This window comes from Actinomadura sp. 6K520 (assembly GCF_004349245.1).
Lineage (GTDB): Bacteria > Actinomycetota > Actinomycetes > Streptosporangiales > Streptosporangiaceae > Spirillospora.
Map to the genome: position 1 here is coordinate 12,995 of NZ_SMLC01000096.1, position 15,084 is coordinate 28,078.

The window sequence follows — 15,084 nt, forward strand, 5'->3', positions numbered from 1 at the left end:
CCTCCGGTGGAGCACCTCATCCTCAGGGAGGGGAGCGGGGTGGATAGCCTCGTACCCATGGACAACGACGTTCAGCGAGGCTTCGAGACCCTGGCCGTCCACGCGGGGCAGGAACCCGACCCGACCACGGGAGCGGTCGTCCAGCCGATCTACCAGGTCTCCACGTACAAGCAGGACGGCATCGGCGGGCTGCGCGGCGGCTACGAGTACTCCCGGTCGGCGAACCCGACCCGGACCGCCCTGGAGAGGTGCCTGGCCGAGATCGAGAGCGGCGTCCGCGGGCTGGCGTTCGCGTCCGGGCTCGCCGCGGAGGACGCGCTGCTGCGCGCGGTATGCCGTCCGGGCGATCACGTGGTCATCCCGAACGACGCCTACGGCGGCACCTACCGGCTGTTCGCGAAGGTGGCCGAGCCCTGGGGCGTGGCGTTCGACCCGGTCCCGCTGGGGGACATCGAGGCGGTACGGGCCGCGGTGGGCCCGCAGACGAAGATCATCTGGTTGGAGACGCCGACGAACCCGCTGCTCGGCATCGCCGACATCGCGGCGCTGGCGGCCGTCGCCCACGACGCGGGCGCGCTGCTCGTGGTCGACAACACCTTCGCCTCGCCCTACCTCCAGCGCCCGCTCGACCTCGGCGCGGACGTGGTCGTCCACTCGACCACCAAGTACATCGGCGGCCACTCCGACGTCGTCGGCGGCGCGCTGATCGTGTCGGACGCGGAGCTGGGGGAGCGGTTGGCGTTCCACCAGAACGCGATGGGCGCCGTCGCGGGCCCGTTCGACGCCTGGCTGACCCTGCGCGGGATCAAGACGCTCGGCGTGCGGATGGACCGGCACTGCGCGAACGCCGAGCGGATCGTGGAGATGCTGGAGCGGCACCCGGCCGTCCGGAAGGTCCTCTACCCGGGGCTGCCCGGCCACCCCGGGCACGACGTCGCGGCCAAGCAGATGAAGGCGTTCGGCGGCATGGTCTCGTTCCGGATGGAGTCCGAGGAGGCCGCCGTCCGGGTGTGCGAGGCGACGAAGCTGTTCACGCTGGGGGAGTCGCTCGGCGGCGTGGAGTCGCTGATCGAGCACCCGGGGCGGATGACGCACGCGTCGGCCGCCGGGTCGCCGCTGGAGGTGCCGGCCGATCTGGTGCGGCTGTCGGTCGGGATCGAGGACGTCGCCGATCTTCTTCGGGATCTTGAGCGGGCTCTCGCCCATGGCGGCTGATCAAGCCTCTATACTCGGCGCGCCAGATTCGTAAAGAAAGGGACCGGGGTGCGCAAAGTTCTGGTCTGTGGCGCGGCGTTCGCCGCGACGTGTGTCTCCGCCGTGGCCGTTCCGGGCGGGGCCCAGGCGACGTCACCGGCACCGACGCCGCCCGCGTCCGCCCCGGCGTCGCCCTCCGTCCCGCCGGGCGGGGAGCCGGGGACGACGCCGCCCGAGGGTGCGCCGACGACCGGCGCCCCCGGGTCGCAGGAGCCGTCCACGTCCGCCACGTCGCAGCCGGCGCGACCGGACGGCGAGACCGACGGCACCGTCTCCGCCGAGGCCGTCATGGTCACCCCGGAGCTGCCGCGGGCGCGGACGTACGCTTACGGCAAGGACCGTGCCCAGCGGGTCGACGTCTACTGGCGCAAGACCGAGCCGGGGGCCGCACCCCGCCCGGCCGTGCTGATCCTGCACGGCGGGTACTGGCTGCACGGCGACAAGGGCGGCTGGAAGTACTTCGCGCGCCGGCTGACCGAAGAGGGCTTCGTGGTGCTGTCGGCGAACTACCGGCTCGCGCCGCGGGCGCAGTGGCCGGCGCAGCGCGACGACGCGGTGTCCGCGCTCGCGTTCCTCAAGGACAACGCCGCGCGGTGGAACCTCGACCCGCGGCGCGTCGCCGTCGTCGGCGCCTCGTCCGGCGGGCACCTCGCGACCCAGCTCGGCACGTTCGGAACGGGCTCCGCGCAGGTCCGCGGCGTGGTCGCGCTGTCGCCGGTGACCAGCCCGTCGCTGGCCTACCACGACGGCGGGAAGCCGGCCGCGACGCCGAGCCAGCGGAAGCTGCGGCGGGCGGTGACCGAGCTCCTCAACTGCGCCCCGGGCGTCTCCGTCGACGAGGAGTGCCTGGCGAAGCTGGAGGACGCCAACTCCGCGTCGCACGCCTCGACGGGTGACGCGCCGATGCTGCTCATGCACACGGCCGGCGACTTCGTGCCGATCTCGCACAGCAACGCGCTGGCGGGCGCGCTGCGCGCCGCGGGCGTCCCCGCGACGGTCAGGAGCCTTGAGGGCGACATGCACGCCTCGGGGCTGCTTGCGGGGGACAAGACCTACCCGACGCTCGTGACCTGGCTCAAGGAGCGGCTGAAGCCCGGCCCCGGGTGACCGGCCCCGGGTGACCCGCCCCGGTCCGCCGCCGGGTCAGCCGTTCCAGACCATCAGCAGCAGGATCACGAGCCACATCAGCGCGACCACCCCGGAGATGGCGGCGATCCGCCCGCGCTCCACCTGCGCGACGTCGCCGCCCGCCGTCGCCGGCCGGGCGGCGGGCCGCTCCTCCCCGGCGCCCTTGCCGCCGCCCTTCTCGTCCTCCGGGGCGGGCTCGGCCGGAGGCGCCGCGCTCTCCTGCTCGGCCGCGACCTCCAGCAGGTGCACCGCCTTCCGCTGGTCGCGCTCGACGATCAGCAGCAGCACCAGCGCGACGACGAACAGCGTCATCGACACCGACAGCCACACCTCCGCCAGGTCGCCCTGGGCGAGCAGCAGCCCGAACAGGAAGATCCCGAGGCTGGCGATCCCGTAGATCTGGGTGACCCGGTGCAGGTAGCGCAGCACGACCACGTTGCGCCTGCGGATGTAACGCGGGGTGGACATGGTCGCGGCGGTCAGCGGCCCCAGCGTGAAGATCGCGAACCCGATGTGCAGGAACAGCAGCAGGTGGTCGGAGGTCGACATGACGCCGACCTTAGACCCTCCGCCCCGCTAGCGGCGGCCGCGCCGCACCCTGAGGTAGTCGCTGACGACGTACTCGCCGAGCCGGTCGGCGTCGGGCGCGAAGACGCGGCCGCCGTTGCGCCGCGCGACCTCCTCCACGAACGAGACGAGGCGCCGGTCCTCGGCGAGCATGAAGAAGTTCATGCAGGCGCCCCGCCGGGTCATCTTGTCGACCTCGGCGAGCGTGAGGACGAGCGTGTCGGTGGACGGCGGGTAGTCGAACAGCGAGCGGCCGTCCGGGCGCAGGTGCGCGGTCGGCTCACCGTCGGTGACGACGAGGACGATCGGCTCGAAGTCGGGGTGCCGGTCCAGATGCCGTCCCGCGATCATCAGCGCGTGGTGCAGGTTGGTGCCCTGCACCATGTCCCAGTCCAGGCCCGCCATCTCCGTGGGATGCAGCACCCGCGCGTAGTTGGAGAACCCGATGATCTGGATGGCGTCCTGCGGGAACTTGCTGGTCACCAGCGTGTGGAGGGCGAGCGTGGTCTGCTTGGCGACCGCCCACGTCCCGCGCAGCACCATCGAGTACGACAGGTCGACCAGCAGGCACACCGCCGCGCCCGTCCGGCGCTCGGTCTCGTGCACCTCGAAGTCGTCCACGCCGAGCCGCACCCCACCGGGCCTGAGACCACCCGGGCGGGCCGATCCATGGCCGTTGGCGTCGGGGGGCACCGGCTCCACGACCTTCAGGGCGGAGACCGCCGGGGCGACCGGTGCGGCGTCGAGGGGACTCGCGGCGGGCCGCGCGCCGTCCTCCATGGCGCTGCGGCGGATGGCGTTGCTCACCGTCCGGACCACGTCGAGGGGCTGCTCGTCGCCGAACCGCCACTCCCGGCTCGCCCCGGTCAGCTCGCCCGCCTGGCCCGCGTCCCGCTGGTCGTGGTCGCCCTGCCGGCCGGTCGTGAGCTGCGCGAACACCCGGCGCAGCGCCGTCTCGCCCAGCCTGCGCACCGCCTTCGGCGTCAGCTCCAGCTTGCCGCGGTTGCGCCGCAGGTAGCCCTGCCGCTCCAGCTCCGCCTCGATGCGGCGCAGCGCGGCGAGGTCGTCGACCGCCTGCCGGCCGAGCGCGCGGCGGACGGCGTCCTCGTCGATGTCGTCGAGCCTGGCGCCCGGGTAGTCCTGCCCGAGCGCCGCCTCCAGCTCGCTCAGGTCGGCCAGTTCCGCGAGCGCGGTGGTGGCGTCGCCCATGTCGAGCGGGTCCTCGCCGGTCATCTGCTCCGCCTGGCCCCAGCCGAGGTCGGGGCGGCGGGCCCGCAGCGCGTCGCCGAGCCGGGTCATCTCCATGGCGAGGCCCGCGTCCTGCATGGCCTGCTCCATCAGCCCGGCGAGTTCCGCGCGCTGCTCCGGGCTGAGCGAGGCGAGCAGCCGGTCCATCGCGGCGGCACGCCGGGCGAGGGAGTCGACGAGCTCCTCCAGGTTCCGCGGATCGTCGGGGAACATGTCCCCGTACTCGTCCATGAACCGGTCGAAGTCCTCTTGGGTGTGCTCGCCGCGCGCATCGCGGTCGAGCATCTCGTTCAGCGCGCCCATCATGTTCTTGACGCGCTCCATGGCGGCCGGGTCCTGGTTCTCCAGTGCCTGCTTCATGCCCTGGAACTGCGCGTCGAGCACCTCGCGGCGCAGCAGGTCCTTCAGCCGCTCGAACGTCTGCCGGGCCGCGTCGGAACGCCAGTCGTAGCCGGACAGCCGCCGGATCGCCTGGGACGTGTCGGACGGCAGCGTGTCCAGCTCCGCCTCCCGCAGCCGCGCCTCGTCGCCCGGGTCGGGGAACAGCTCGGCCCGCTCCTGCCCGATCGCGGTGTCGAGCAGCGCGCGCGCCTCCTCCAGCGTCCCGTCCAGGCGGCCCCGGTCGCGCAGCGCGCGGCGGCGCTCGCGCACCTGGCGGAGCATGTCGTCGAGCCCCCGCACGTTCGGCAGGCGGCCCTGCGCGTCGGCGAGGCCGCGCCGGAGCAGGTCCCGCAGCGCCTCGTCCGGGCGGGTGCCGTCGAGCACCGAGTCGCCCATCGCGTCGAGGGCGTCGCGGACGTCGTAGGGCGGGGCGAGCGGGTCGGGCCCGTCCTCGTACGCGCCGTAGCGGTATCGGCTCATCGAATCTCCTCGCAGGTGGAGAAGCCAGGGTCCCGGGCGTCAGGTCCGGTAGGTGGCCGTCCCGTCGGCCCGCCCCTCCGCGGCGTCCTTGGACAGCCGGCGGGTGAGGAACAGGCCCTCCAGGGCGAACTCCAGTGCGGCCGCGGCCTGGCCGGGCGACTCCCCGCTCATGCCGAGCCGTTCCATGATCTTGGCGAGGCCGGGGACCTGCCCGATGCGGCGCAGCAGCTCCGTCGCCGGCACCAGCTCGCCCGACTCGACGCTCTCGCCGGAGTCGAACCTGTCCAGCAGCCCGGTCAGGTCGGCGGGGCCCAGCGTCCGCCGGTAGGTCTCGGCGACGGCCCGGCGCAGCAGGTGCTCCAGCACCTCCTGCTCGCGGCCCTCCTCGCTGACCTCGAACTCCACCTTGCCCATCAGCGACGGCACGACCGCGGGCAGGTCGCAGACCCGCGCGACGGCGTGCTCCTCGCCGGCCAGCGCCGCGCGCCGCACCGCGCCGGCGGCGACGGTCTCGGCGCCCGCGAGCGCGAACCGCGCCGACACCCCGGACCGGGCGTCCACCGCCGTCGACTCCCGGACGAGCCGGGTGAACCGCCCGATCACCTCGATCAGGTGGTCGGGCACCTCGGCGGGCAGGCCCGCGAGGTCGGCGAAGTCGGCCTCCTGGCGGATCAGCGCCAGCTCGGCGTCCAGTTCCAGGGGGTAGTGGGTGCGGATCTCGGCGCCGAAGCGGTCCTTCAGCGGGGTGATGATGCGGCCCCGGTTGGTGTAGTCCTCCGGGTTGGCGGACGCGACGAGCAGCACGTCCAGCGGCAGCCGCAGCGCGTAGCCGCGGACCTGTACGTCGCGTTCCTCAAGGACGTTCAGCAGCGCCACCTGGATCCGCTCGGCCAGGTCGGGCAGCTCGTTGATGGAGAAGATCCCGCGGTTGGTGCGGGGGACGAGCCCGAAGTGGACGGTCTCCGGGTCGCCGAGCGTCCGGCCCTCGGCCACCTTGATCGGGTCGACGTCGCCGATGAGGTCGCCGACGCTGGTGTCGGGCGTGGCGAGCTTCTCCCCGTACCGGTCGGCGCGGTGCCGCCACTCGATCGGCAGGTCGTCGCCCTCGGCGGCGGCCAGCCGCCGGCAGCGCACGCACACCGGCTCGTACGGGTGGTCGTTGATCTCGCAGCCGGCCACGACCGGGGTCCACTCGTCCAGCAGCCCCGCGAGGGTGCGGATGAGCCGCGTCTTGCCCTGCCCCCGCTCGCCCAGCAGCACGAGGTCGTGCCCGGCGAGCAGGGCGCGTTCGAGATGGGGCAGGACGGTGTCGTCGAAGCCGAGGATGCCGGGGAAGCGCGGCTCCCCGGAGCGCATCCGGGCGAGCAGGTTGCGGCGGATCTCCGCCTTCACCGGCCGCTGGACGTGGCCGCTGGTGCGCAGCTCGCCCAGTGTGGCCTCGCTGGGTAGGGATTCACGCGGTGTGGAAGAACGCACGCGATCGACATTACGTCGCCGGTACGCGGAATCGCACCCCGGCGGAGGATTGGTCCGCCGGTGGTTCCGTCCGCGGGTGATTCGTAGGGGGTTGATTCGTAGGGGGTTGATTCGTCCGGGGGTGTACCGTCCCGTGCGGATCGGGCGATGTTTGGGTGGGCGGCGCGCCGCGGGGGACACTGTGCGTGTGAACGGTGCGGCGAAACGCAGTGAGGGAGGCGGCGCCGATGGCGCGATTCGGTGATGGCCTGGCCTCCGGACCCGACCTGTGCGAGGCGGCCGTGTCGGCGGTCGAGCAGGCCCTCGCGCCGCTCAGCGCGGCGCCCGACCTGGTCTGCGTCTTCATGACGGGCGACGACCCGGAGGTGTTCGAGGCGGCCGCGGCGGCCGCGGCGCGGGCGGCCGGGCCGGCGGTGCTGCTGGGCTGCACCGCGTCCGGGGTGATCGGCGCCGGGCGCGGGGTGGAGGAGGCGGGCGCGGTCAGCGCGTGGGCGGCCGTCCTGCCGGGCGCGCGGCTCGACCCGTTCCGGCTGGAGACGCTGAAGGCCGACGACCGGCTGATCGTGGTCGGCATGCCCGAGGCGCAGGACGACGACGTGGTCGGCGTGCTGCTGACCGACCCGTACACCTTCCCGGTGGACGCTTTCGTCGAGCGCTCCGACGACGCGCTGCCCGGCCTGCCGCTGGTCGGCGGGCTCGCGGAGGGCCGCGAGCGCGGCGACGCCCGGCTGTTCGTCGGCGGGGAGGTCTACCGGGACGGCGCGGTCGGCGTCGTCATCGGCGGGTCGGTGGCCGCGGCGACCGTGGTCAGCCAGGGCGCCCGCCCGATCGGTCCCGACATGGTGGTGACCAGGGCGGACGAGAACGTCCTGTACGAGCTGGCGGGCGTTCCCGCGCTGGAGAAGCTGGAGCAGATCGTCCTCGGGCTACCGGAGGAGGAGCAGGAGCTCGCCGGGCGCGGACTGCTGATCGGCGTCGCGATGGACGAGTACGCCGACGAGCACGAGCACGGCGACTTCCTGGTCCGCGGGGTGGTCGGCGCCGACACCGACAGCGGCGCCATCGCGATCGGCGACGTGGTGGACGTGGGCCGCACCGTCCGGTTCCAGGTCCGCGACGCGGGCGCCGCCGACCAGGACCTCGCCGCCCTGCTCGACCGGTTCGACATGCGGCCGGTCGAGGGCGCGCTGCTGTTCTCCTGCAACGGGCGCGGGCAGGCGATGTTCGCCGACTCCGACCATGACGCCCGCGTCCTCGACCGCGCCTTCGGCCCGGCCGGGGTGGGCGGCTTCTTCGGCGCCGGTGAGATCGGGCCGGTCGCGGGACGCAACCACGTGCACGGCTTCACCGCGTCCATCCTGGCGTTCGGCCGGGCCGGGGAACCGGCTTGACGGGCCCGGCGGCGGACCCCGCGGCCGGTGCGGGGGCGCCCGTCCTCGCGGTGGACATCGGCGGCACGAAGCTCGCCGCCGCGCTCGTCGAACCGGGCGGGCGCGTCGCCGCCTACGACCGCGCCGCGACGCCGGGCGGGCCGGGCCTGGACGCCGAGGGGCTGTGGCGGGCGCTGGAGGCGCTGCTCGGCAAGCTCGTCGCCGACGCCGGGGACCCGCCCCTCGCGGGCGTCGGCGTCGGCTGCGGAGGGCCGATGACGTGGCCCGCCGCGGAGGTGTCCCCGCTCAACATCCCGGTGTGGCGGGACGGCTTCCCCTTGCGCGTGAGGCTGCGCGACCGCTACCCGGGGCTGCCCGTCCGCATCCACAACGACGCCATCTGCGTCGCCGTCGGCGAGCACTGGCTCGGCGCGGGACGCGGCCGGGACAACGTCCTCGGGATGGTGGTGTCCACGGGCGTCGGCGGCGGCCTCATCCTCGGCGGCCGGCTCATCAACGGCGGCAGCGGCAACGCCGGGCACATCGGCCACGTCGTCGTCGATCCAGGCGGCCCGCCCTGCGCGTGCGGCGGGCGCGGCTGCCTGGAGGCCGTCGCCCGCGGCCCCGGGCTGGTCGCCTGGGCGCGGGAGCGGGGCTGGCGGCGGGAGAGCACGGGCGCCACCGGCGTCGAACTCGCCGCCGACGCGCGCGGCGGGCACCCGGTCGCCGCCGCCGCGCTGCGGCGGGCCGGCCGGGCCATCGGTGTCGCGATCGCCTCCGCGACGCACCTGTGCGACCTGGAGGTCGCCGCGATCGGCGGCGGCGTCTCCCAGGCGGGGGAACTGCTGTTCGAGCCGCTGGAGGAGGCGTTCCGCGAGCACGCCCGGATGGAGTTCGCGCGCCGGGTGCGGATCGTCCCCGCGGACCTCGGGCAGACCGCCGGGCTCGTCGGCGCCGCCGCCCTGGTGTTCGCGCAAGATCGCTATTGGAGTGCGGGTTGAGCTCGCCGGGTGCGAGGATCGGTGCGCGGGGATCCGTCCCCCGCGGGAGGCATTCATGAGCGAACGGCCAGAGGACGCCGTCACCGTCGACGATGTCCGCGCCGCCCGGAAACTGCTCCGCGAGGTGGTCGTCGCCACCCCGCTGATCCCGTCCCGGGTGCTGTCGGAGCAGATCGGCGGCCCCGTCCTGCTGAAGTGCGAGAACCTGCAGCGCACCGGCTCGTTCAAGATCCGCGGGGCGTACGCGCGGATCGCCGGGCTGAGCGCGGCCGAACGCGCCGGCGGTGTCGTGGCGGCCAGCGCGGGCAACCACGCGCAGGGCGTCGCGCTCGCCGCGTCCATGCTCGGCTGCCGGGCGACCGTGTTCATGCCGGTCGGCGCGCCGCTCCCCAAGATCGCCGCGACCCGGGGGTACGGCGCCGAGGTCGTGTTCCCGGGCCCGACCGTCGACGAGTGCCTCACCGCCGCGCAGGAGTACGCCGACGACTCCGGCGCGGTGCTCATCCACCCGTTCGACCACCCCGACGTCGTCACCGGGCAGGGCACGATCGGCCTGGAGATCATGGAGGGGTGCCCGGACGTCCGGACCATTGTCGCGCCGGTGGGCGGCGGCGGCCTGCTGGCCGGCGTCGCGGCGGCCGCCAAGGGGGTCGCGAAGGAGACCGGCGGGCGGCCGATCAAGGCGCTCGGCGCGCAGGCCAAGCGCGCGGCGGCGTTCCCGCCCTCGCTCGCCGCCGGGCGGCCCGTGCCGGTCGCGGTGGAGCCGACGATGGCGGACGGTATCGCGGTCGGCCGCCCCGGCGAGCTGACCCACGCCATGTTCACCGAACTGGTGGACGCGGTCGTCACCGTGACCGAGGAGTCCATCTCCCAGGCGCTGCTGCTGTGCCTCGAACGCGCCAAGCAGGTCGTCGAGCCCGCCGGGGCGGCCGGGGTCGCGGCGCTCCTGGAGCACGGGTACGCGGTCGAGCCGCCCGTCGTGGTCGTGCTGTCGGGCGGCAACATCGACCCGCTGCTGCTGTCGAAGGTGCTGCGGCACGGCCTCGCGGGCGCGGGACGCTACCTGGTCGTCCGCTGCCGGCTGAAGGACCGTCCGGGCGCCCTGGTGACCCTGCTCGGCGAGCTCGCCGAGCTGGGCGTGAACGTCCTGGACGTGATGCACGAGCGGGTCGCGGCCCGGTTGCACGTCGAGGAGGCCGAGGTCCTCATGCATCTGGAGACGCGCGGCTCCGGCCATTCGGAGGACGTCATCGGCCGCCTCCGCGAGAAGGGCTACACCCTCACCCTCAGCTGAACCGGCCGCCGCGTGCGGCGCCGCCCCCGGCGCCGGGCGGGCGACGGGGGCGGCGTTGCGGGACGGTGTTGCGGGACGGTGCCCGGACGGGCGGGCGTCAGAGGGACGGCTTGCCCTCGGAGTAGAGCCAGGCGTCGGCCCAGGCGTCCAGCTTCCTGTGCGAGAGCCGTTCGGCGAAGCGGACGAGGTCCTCCGTCGAGGCGTTGCCGTAGCGGTAGGTCGCCGGCCACTCCCTCAGCAGCCGGTGGAAGGACTTCTCCCCGATGGTCTTGCGCAGGACGTGAACGGCCATCGCGCCGCGGTCGTAGACGAGACCGTCGAAGATGTGGTCGCGTCCGGGGTCGGAGACGACGCCCTTCCACAGGCCGTCGTCCGCGGGGGTCGCGTAGACCGCGTCGAAGCTCTCCTGTACGGGCGTGCCCTCGAACTTCTCGGCGTACAGCCACTCGGAGTACGTCGCGAAGCCCTCGTTCATCCAGATGTCGGCCCACCGCTCCGGCGTGACCGAGTCCCCGAACCACTGGTGACCCAGCTCGTGCGCGACCAGCGCGCCGCTCGGGATGGCGCCCGGCCGGCGGCCGAGGTCGTACACCGGGCGGCCCTGGGTCTCCAGCGCGTACCCGAAGCCGCCCTTGACCACGATCCCGCCCGTCGAGGTGAACGGGTACCGGCCGTACAGCGACGCCTGGAAGTCCTGGATCTCGGCGGTCTGCCGGTGGAACTTCCGCGCGTCCTCCGGCTTGACGCCCTGGGCCCGGTCGGTGGCGGTCAGGTTCGGCACGCCGTCGCCCGTCCGCCCGGAGATGACGTCGTACTTGCCGATCGCGAGCATCGACAGCTCGCTGGCCATCGGGTGCCGCATGACCCAGCGCGTCGTCGTCCAGCCGCCCTTGGTCGACGTGCCGCGCAGGTCGCCGTTGGACAGCGTGGTGTGGCCCTTGGGCGCGGTGAGCGTGAACGTGTACGTGGCCTTGTCGGTCGGGTGGTCGTTCACCGGGTAGACGGTGGCGGCGCCGAACGGCTGGTTGACCATGACCGCGCCGTCGGCGGTGGGGATCCAGCCGGACGTCCCCAGCGTGGCGTCGTTGATGGGCTGCGGGACGCCCGAGTACGCGACGGTCACCGTGAAGTGCCGGTGCTTCCGCAGTCCCTTGCGCGGGGTGATGACGAGTTCCTGGGCCCCGGTCCGCTTGAAGGACGCCTTGTGCCCGTCCACCTTCAGCGACGAGATCGTGAGGGGGCCGAGGAAGTCCAGGTTGAACCGGGACAGGTGCTGCGTCGCCCGCGCCTTGATCTTGGTGACCGCCCGGATGCCCTTCGTCGCCGGGTCGTACCTCAGCCCGACGTCGTAGTGGGCGACGTCGTAGCCGCCGTTCCCCATGTCGGGGAAGTAGGGGTCGCCGGCGCCGGGCGCGCCGGGTGTGAAGCGCTCCGCGGCGCTGGCGGGCGCCGCCGACACGGTGAGAGCCGCGGCGACGCCCAGCGTCACGGCGGCGAAGGCTCTGGGGGTTGTGCTCATCGGCCTCGTCCTCGGTGCTCCTCGATACCGGCCGCCGCTCCGTCACGACGGCCGTGATCAAGACTTTCTCCTGATCGGGAACGGTTCAAGCGCGATCAGGTCTCGAATGCGCGAGCATGGGGTGCCTTTTGTGACCGGATGCGGACCCGGTTACCTGGCCGGACGGCCCTTCTCGTACAGCCAGCCCTTGAAGAACCCGTCGAGCTTCTTGCCCGAGACCTTGTTGGCCGTCGCGATGAACTGCGGCGTCGTGCCGCTGGAGTGGCGCCGCTCGTCCGCCCACGTCTTCAGGATCTTGTAGAAGGTCTCCTCGCCGACCCGTCCGCGCAGCGCCACCAGCGTCATCCCGCCGCGGTCGTACACCGAGCGGCCGAACATCTGCTTGCGGCCGGGGTCGCCGGGCGGGTTGTCCCACAGCTCCTTCGCGATGGGGCTGTCGTAGCGCTCGTCGAACTGCTCCTGGACGGTCCGGCCGCCGCTCTTCTCCTCCCACAGCCACTCGGCGTAGGTGGCGAAGCCCTCGTTCAGCCAGATGTCCTTCCACCCGGTGACGCTGACGCTGTCGCCGAACCACTGGTGCGCCAGCTCGTGCGCCACGATCGTGGGCTCGGCCCCGAACGCCCCGTACACCGGCCTGGTCTGCGTCTCCAGCGCGAACCCGACGTCGGCGTTGTCGACCAGGCCGCCGCTGGAGTCGAACGGGTAGGGGCCGAACAGCTTGGAGAACTCGTCGGTGATCTCGGTGTTCAGGCCGTGGAAGGCGTTCAGGTCGACCGTGGAGAGGGTCGGATCCGCCGCGCTGATGACCTGCACGCCGTTCTGGGTCTTCCCCGTCCGCACGTCGAAGCGCCCGACGGTCACGGTCGCCAGGTACGTGGCCATCGGCGCCTTGACGTGCCACTTGGACGTCGTCTGGGCGCGGTGCCCGATCGGCTCGATGCCCGGCCCGGTCGGCGGTGCGGTCGGCGGTCCGGTCGGCGGCTCGCCCGGGGGGCCGCCGGGACCGGTGCCGGGCGGGCCGCCGGGGACGCCGGGCGTCCCGCCGCCGGTGCCGGTGGGCGGTGTCTCCGGCTCGCCGTTGGCGATCGCGGTCAGCCCGTCCGGGACCGTGATCTCGAAGTCGAACGTGGCCTTGTCGCTCGGGTGGTCGTTGCTCGGGAACCAGGTCTGTGCCCCGCTCGGCTGGCACGCGACGAACACCCCGTCGGGCGTGCGGATCCACCCGTAGGTGCCGAGCACCGGATCCGACACCGGCTTGGGCGTCCCCGCGTACTCGACCACGGCGGTGAACTTCGCGCCCTTCCGCAGCGGCTTGGCCGGAGTGATCTCCAGCTCGCTGCCGCCGCGCTGCTGCCGCGCCGGGGCGTCGTCCACCTTGATCGACGCCACCTTGAGGCCGCTCAGGTCCAGGTTGAAGCGGGCGAGCCGCTCGGTCGCCTTCGCCGTGATGGTGGCGGTGCCCTTCAGCTGCTCGGCGGCCGCCGGGTCGATGTCCAGCTTCAGCGAGTAGTGCTGGACGTCGTAGCCGCCGTTGCCGTCGCCCGGCACGTAGTCGTCGCCCGCGGTCGTCGGCCCGGCCGGGCCGGTCGCGGCCGAACCCGAGGGCGAGCCGGACGAGCCTGCGTCGTCGTCGAAGGGGGACAGCTGGCAGGCGGCGGTCAGCGACCCCGCGACGGCGAGCGCGGCCAGTCCCGCGGCACCACGGAACGCGGTCCGCGAGCCGTGGCGGCGAAGGATGGGGGGTTCTCCGGCCTTATGCACGCCGCCAAGCCTGCCCGGCCGGGTACGCGCAGGGCAACTCGGGTCCGCTCCCGGTCAGCGAGGGGCGTAGGGATCGGGGGCGTTCGGGCCCGCCTTGACCACGACGGTGCGCGCCACCTTGCAGTGCAGGGCCTGCTTCCGCGGGTCCCACAGGATCCACAGGACGTTGATCAGGCCGATGCAGCCGCAGATGCCGCCGAGCACGCTGTAGAACGCGGAGCGGCCCGCGGCCTGCCCGGTGGTGATGGCCTGCCCGTTGTCCTCCCGGACGACCCTGATCCCCAGGAGCTTCTTGCCGAGTGTCTGCCCCCATTTGGCGTGCATCAGCCAGTAGTAGAAGAAGGCCAGCACGACACCGATCGCGTTGCTCGACAACTGGGCGTTGGAGTAGTACATCGACTCGCCCGTATCGGAGTCGAAGACGTTGCCCCAGTCGACGAACGGCAGCGCGATCAGGCTGGTGACGATTCCGACGAGGACGATGTCCACGATCGCCGCGCCCAGCCGCGCCCAGCGGCTCGCCAGTGCCTGGGAGGGGTCGCCGTAGCCGCCCGCGCCGCCGTGGCCGGCCGGGGCCCCGTACCCGGGTTCGTCGCCGTATCCGGACTGGCCGGGGTACTTCGGCAGCCCCCCGTATCCGGGCTGCTGCCCGTAGGGCTGCTCTCCTTGCGGCTGCTCTCCGTACGGCCGTTCTCCATACGGCCGTTCTCCGTAGGGCTGTTCTCCGTAGGGCTGTTGACCGCCGTACGGTTGCTGCTCTCCGTAGGGCTGCCGGCCACCGTACGGTCCAGGCCGGCCGGGACCTTGCGGGTGGCCCCGCGGCCAGTCTTCCGGCTCTCCCCCGGACGCGGGGTCGTTCGGCGGTTGCGTCATGCCGGAAGGGTGGCCGCGCCGCCGCCGCCCAAACTCCCCGCGTCCGGAGGCATCGCAGAGTTTGCGCGAAGAAGATCAGAACTTGCCCGTGCCGGGGATGCTCAGGACTTGGCGTACGGGTCGGGCGTCCACGGCGCCGCCTTCACCACCAGCGTTCCGGCCACCTTGTCGTGCAGCGCCTGCCGGCGCTGGTCCCACAGAATCCACGCCGTGTCCAGCAGCCCGAGCAGCCCGAGGAGGGCTCCGGCGGCCGCGAAGAAGTTGAGCGCGGTCGTGACGACCGTGATGGCGTAGACGAAAGCCTGCCTGCCGATCGCCTGACCCCAGCTCACGGCGGAATGGTCGGCGGCGCTCACCACCCGGATGCCGAGGGCCTTCTTGCCGACCGTCTGGCCCCATTTCGCATGCATGACGGTGTAATACGCGAAACCGACCGCGAACGCGATCGCGTATCCGACCATGAGCCGCGGGACGTTGTAGAGCTCCAGGGGATCGGCGATCGGCTCACCGGACTCGATGGACTCCTGCATCCTGTCCCAGCGTATGGAGAACAGAATGGCCGGCACGGAGATGACGGCGAGGATGAGGGAGTCCAGGATCGCGGCGCCGAGCCGCGCCCAGCGTCCGGCCAGCATGTCCTGGGGACCGGCGAGGCCCGGATGCGGCTGGAGCGGCGGTCCGTAGCCCGGATGCGGGGCGGCGGGGGGCGCGCCGTGTCCGCTGTCTCTTATA

The 15,084-nt window shown here is 73.2% G+C and carries 12 protein-coding genes; 5 read left to right on the forward strand and 7 right to left on the reverse strand.

The genetic code is table 11. The features are described 5' to 3' along the window. Window positions 1-57 precede the first annotated feature (57 nt). Together E1289_RS23470 and E1289_RS23475 are read left to right on the forward strand one after the other, a co-directional pair. Window positions 58-1,215 carry a cystathionine gamma-synthase gene (locus E1289_RS23470; RefSeq protein WP_131983672.1) on the forward strand — a complete coding sequence of 386 codons (1,158 nt, stop codon included), beginning with the start codon at window positions 58-60 and terminating at the stop codon, window positions 1,213-1,215. A 48-nt stretch (window positions 1,216-1,263) separates the two neighbouring features. Next, a complete protein-coding gene (locus E1289_RS23475) occupies window positions 1,264-2,361 on the forward strand; it encodes an alpha/beta hydrolase (protein ID WP_243713092.1) in 1,098 nt (365 codons plus the stop codon). 36 nt (window positions 2,362-2,397) lie between these two features. On the opposite strand, the gene E1289_RS23480 is transcribed toward E1289_RS23475, so the two are convergent. Genes E1289_RS23480 through E1289_RS23490 form a run of 3 tightly spaced genes read right to left on the reverse strand, consistent with a single transcriptional unit; the run spans window position 2,398 to window position 6,534 of the window. Continuing rightward, a complete protein-coding gene (locus E1289_RS23480; RefSeq protein ID WP_131983674.1) occupies window positions 2,398-2,931 on the reverse strand; it encodes a hypothetical protein in 534 nt (177 codons plus the stop codon). Between the two features lie 27 nt (window positions 2,932-2,958). Further along, window positions 2,959-5,058 (reverse strand): hypothetical protein, encoded by a 2,100-nt coding sequence (locus E1289_RS23485; protein WP_131983676.1) that lies wholly within the window; start codon window positions 5,056-5,058, stop codon window positions 2,959-2,961. Between the two features lie 39 nt (window positions 5,059-5,097). Continuing rightward, window positions 5,098-6,534, reverse strand: a complete 1,437-nt coding sequence (locus E1289_RS23490) for a sigma 54-interacting transcriptional regulator (RefSeq protein WP_131983678.1) — start codon at window positions 6,532-6,534, stop codon at window positions 5,098-5,100. A 227-nt stretch (window positions 6,535-6,761) separates the two neighbouring features. Between E1289_RS23490 and E1289_RS23495 the strand changes: the two genes are divergently transcribed. The 3 genes from E1289_RS23495 to ilvA are packed head-to-tail and all read left to right on the forward strand — an operon-like array spanning window position 6,762 to window position 10,199. Next, window positions 6,762-7,925 (forward strand): FIST N-terminal domain-containing protein, encoded by a 1,164-nt coding sequence (locus tag E1289_RS23495; RefSeq protein WP_131983680.1) that lies wholly within the window; start codon window positions 6,762-6,764, stop codon window positions 7,923-7,925. Beyond that, the gene (locus tag E1289_RS23500) at window positions 7,922-8,905 is read left to right on the forward strand and encodes an ROK family protein (protein WP_131983682.1); all 984 of its coding nucleotides are present in this window, start codon (window positions 7,922-7,924) and stop codon (window positions 8,903-8,905) included. Before E1289_RS23495 ends, E1289_RS23500 begins: the two co-directional genes overlap by 4 nt. A gap of 55 nt (window positions 8,906-8,960) precedes the next feature. Next, window positions 8,961-10,199 (forward strand): threonine ammonia-lyase, encoded by a 1,239-nt coding sequence (ilvA, locus tag E1289_RS23505; protein WP_131983684.1) that lies wholly within the window; start codon window positions 8,961-8,963, stop codon window positions 10,197-10,199. Window positions 10,200-10,296: 97 nt separating this feature from the next. Here the strand turns inward: ilvA and E1289_RS23510 are convergent, their stop codons facing one another. The 4 genes from E1289_RS23510 to E1289_RS23525 all read right to left on the reverse strand — a co-directional run. Next, a complete protein-coding gene (locus E1289_RS23510) occupies window positions 10,297-11,718 on the reverse strand; it encodes a M1 family metallopeptidase (protein ID WP_131983686.1) in 1,422 nt (473 codons plus the stop codon). A 150-nt stretch (window positions 11,719-11,868) separates the two neighbouring features. Next, complete coding sequence (locus E1289_RS23515; protein WP_243713093.1) at window positions 11,869-13,479, reverse strand: M1 family metallopeptidase; 1,611 nt, start codon at window positions 13,477-13,479, stop codon at window positions 11,869-11,871. A gap of 54 nt (window positions 13,480-13,533) precedes the next feature. After that, window positions 13,534-14,352, reverse strand: coding sequence for an RDD family protein (locus E1289_RS23520; protein ID WP_131983688.1), 819 nt, complete (start codon window positions 14,350-14,352; stop codon window positions 13,534-13,536). 101 nt (window positions 14,353-14,453) lie between these two features. Next, window positions 14,454-15,084: RDD family protein (locus E1289_RS23525; RefSeq protein ID WP_131983690.1), on the reverse strand; the 631-nt coding region annotated here is incomplete at its 5' end.

Bases quoted from the DNA above. Each gene is read 5' to 3' on its own strand.
- E1289_RS23470 (WP_131983672.1), top strand. From the start codon at position 58: ATGGACAACGACGTTCAGCGAGGCTTCGAGACCCTGGCCGTCCACGCG.
- E1289_RS23480 (WP_131983674.1), bottom strand. From the start codon at position 2,931: ATGTCGACCTCCGACCACCTGCTGCTGTTCCTGCACATCGGGTTCGCG.
- E1289_RS23485 (WP_131983676.1), bottom strand. From the start codon at position 5,058: ATGAGCCGATACCGCTACGGCGCGTACGAGGACGGGCCCGACCCGCTC.
- E1289_RS23495 (WP_131983680.1), top strand. From the start codon at position 6,762: ATGGCGCGATTCGGTGATGGCCTGGCCTCCGGACCCGACCTGTGCGAG.
- ilvA (WP_131983684.1), top strand. From the start codon at position 8,961: ATGAGCGAACGGCCAGAGGACGCCGTCACCGTCGACGATGTCCGCGCC.
- E1289_RS23510 (WP_131983686.1), bottom strand. From the start codon at position 11,718: ATGAGCACAACCCCCAGAGCCTTCGCCGCCGTGACGCTGGGCGTCGCC.
- E1289_RS23520 (WP_131983688.1), bottom strand. From the start codon at position 14,352: ATGACGCAACCGCCGAACGACCCCGCGTCCGGGGGAGAGCCGGAAGAC.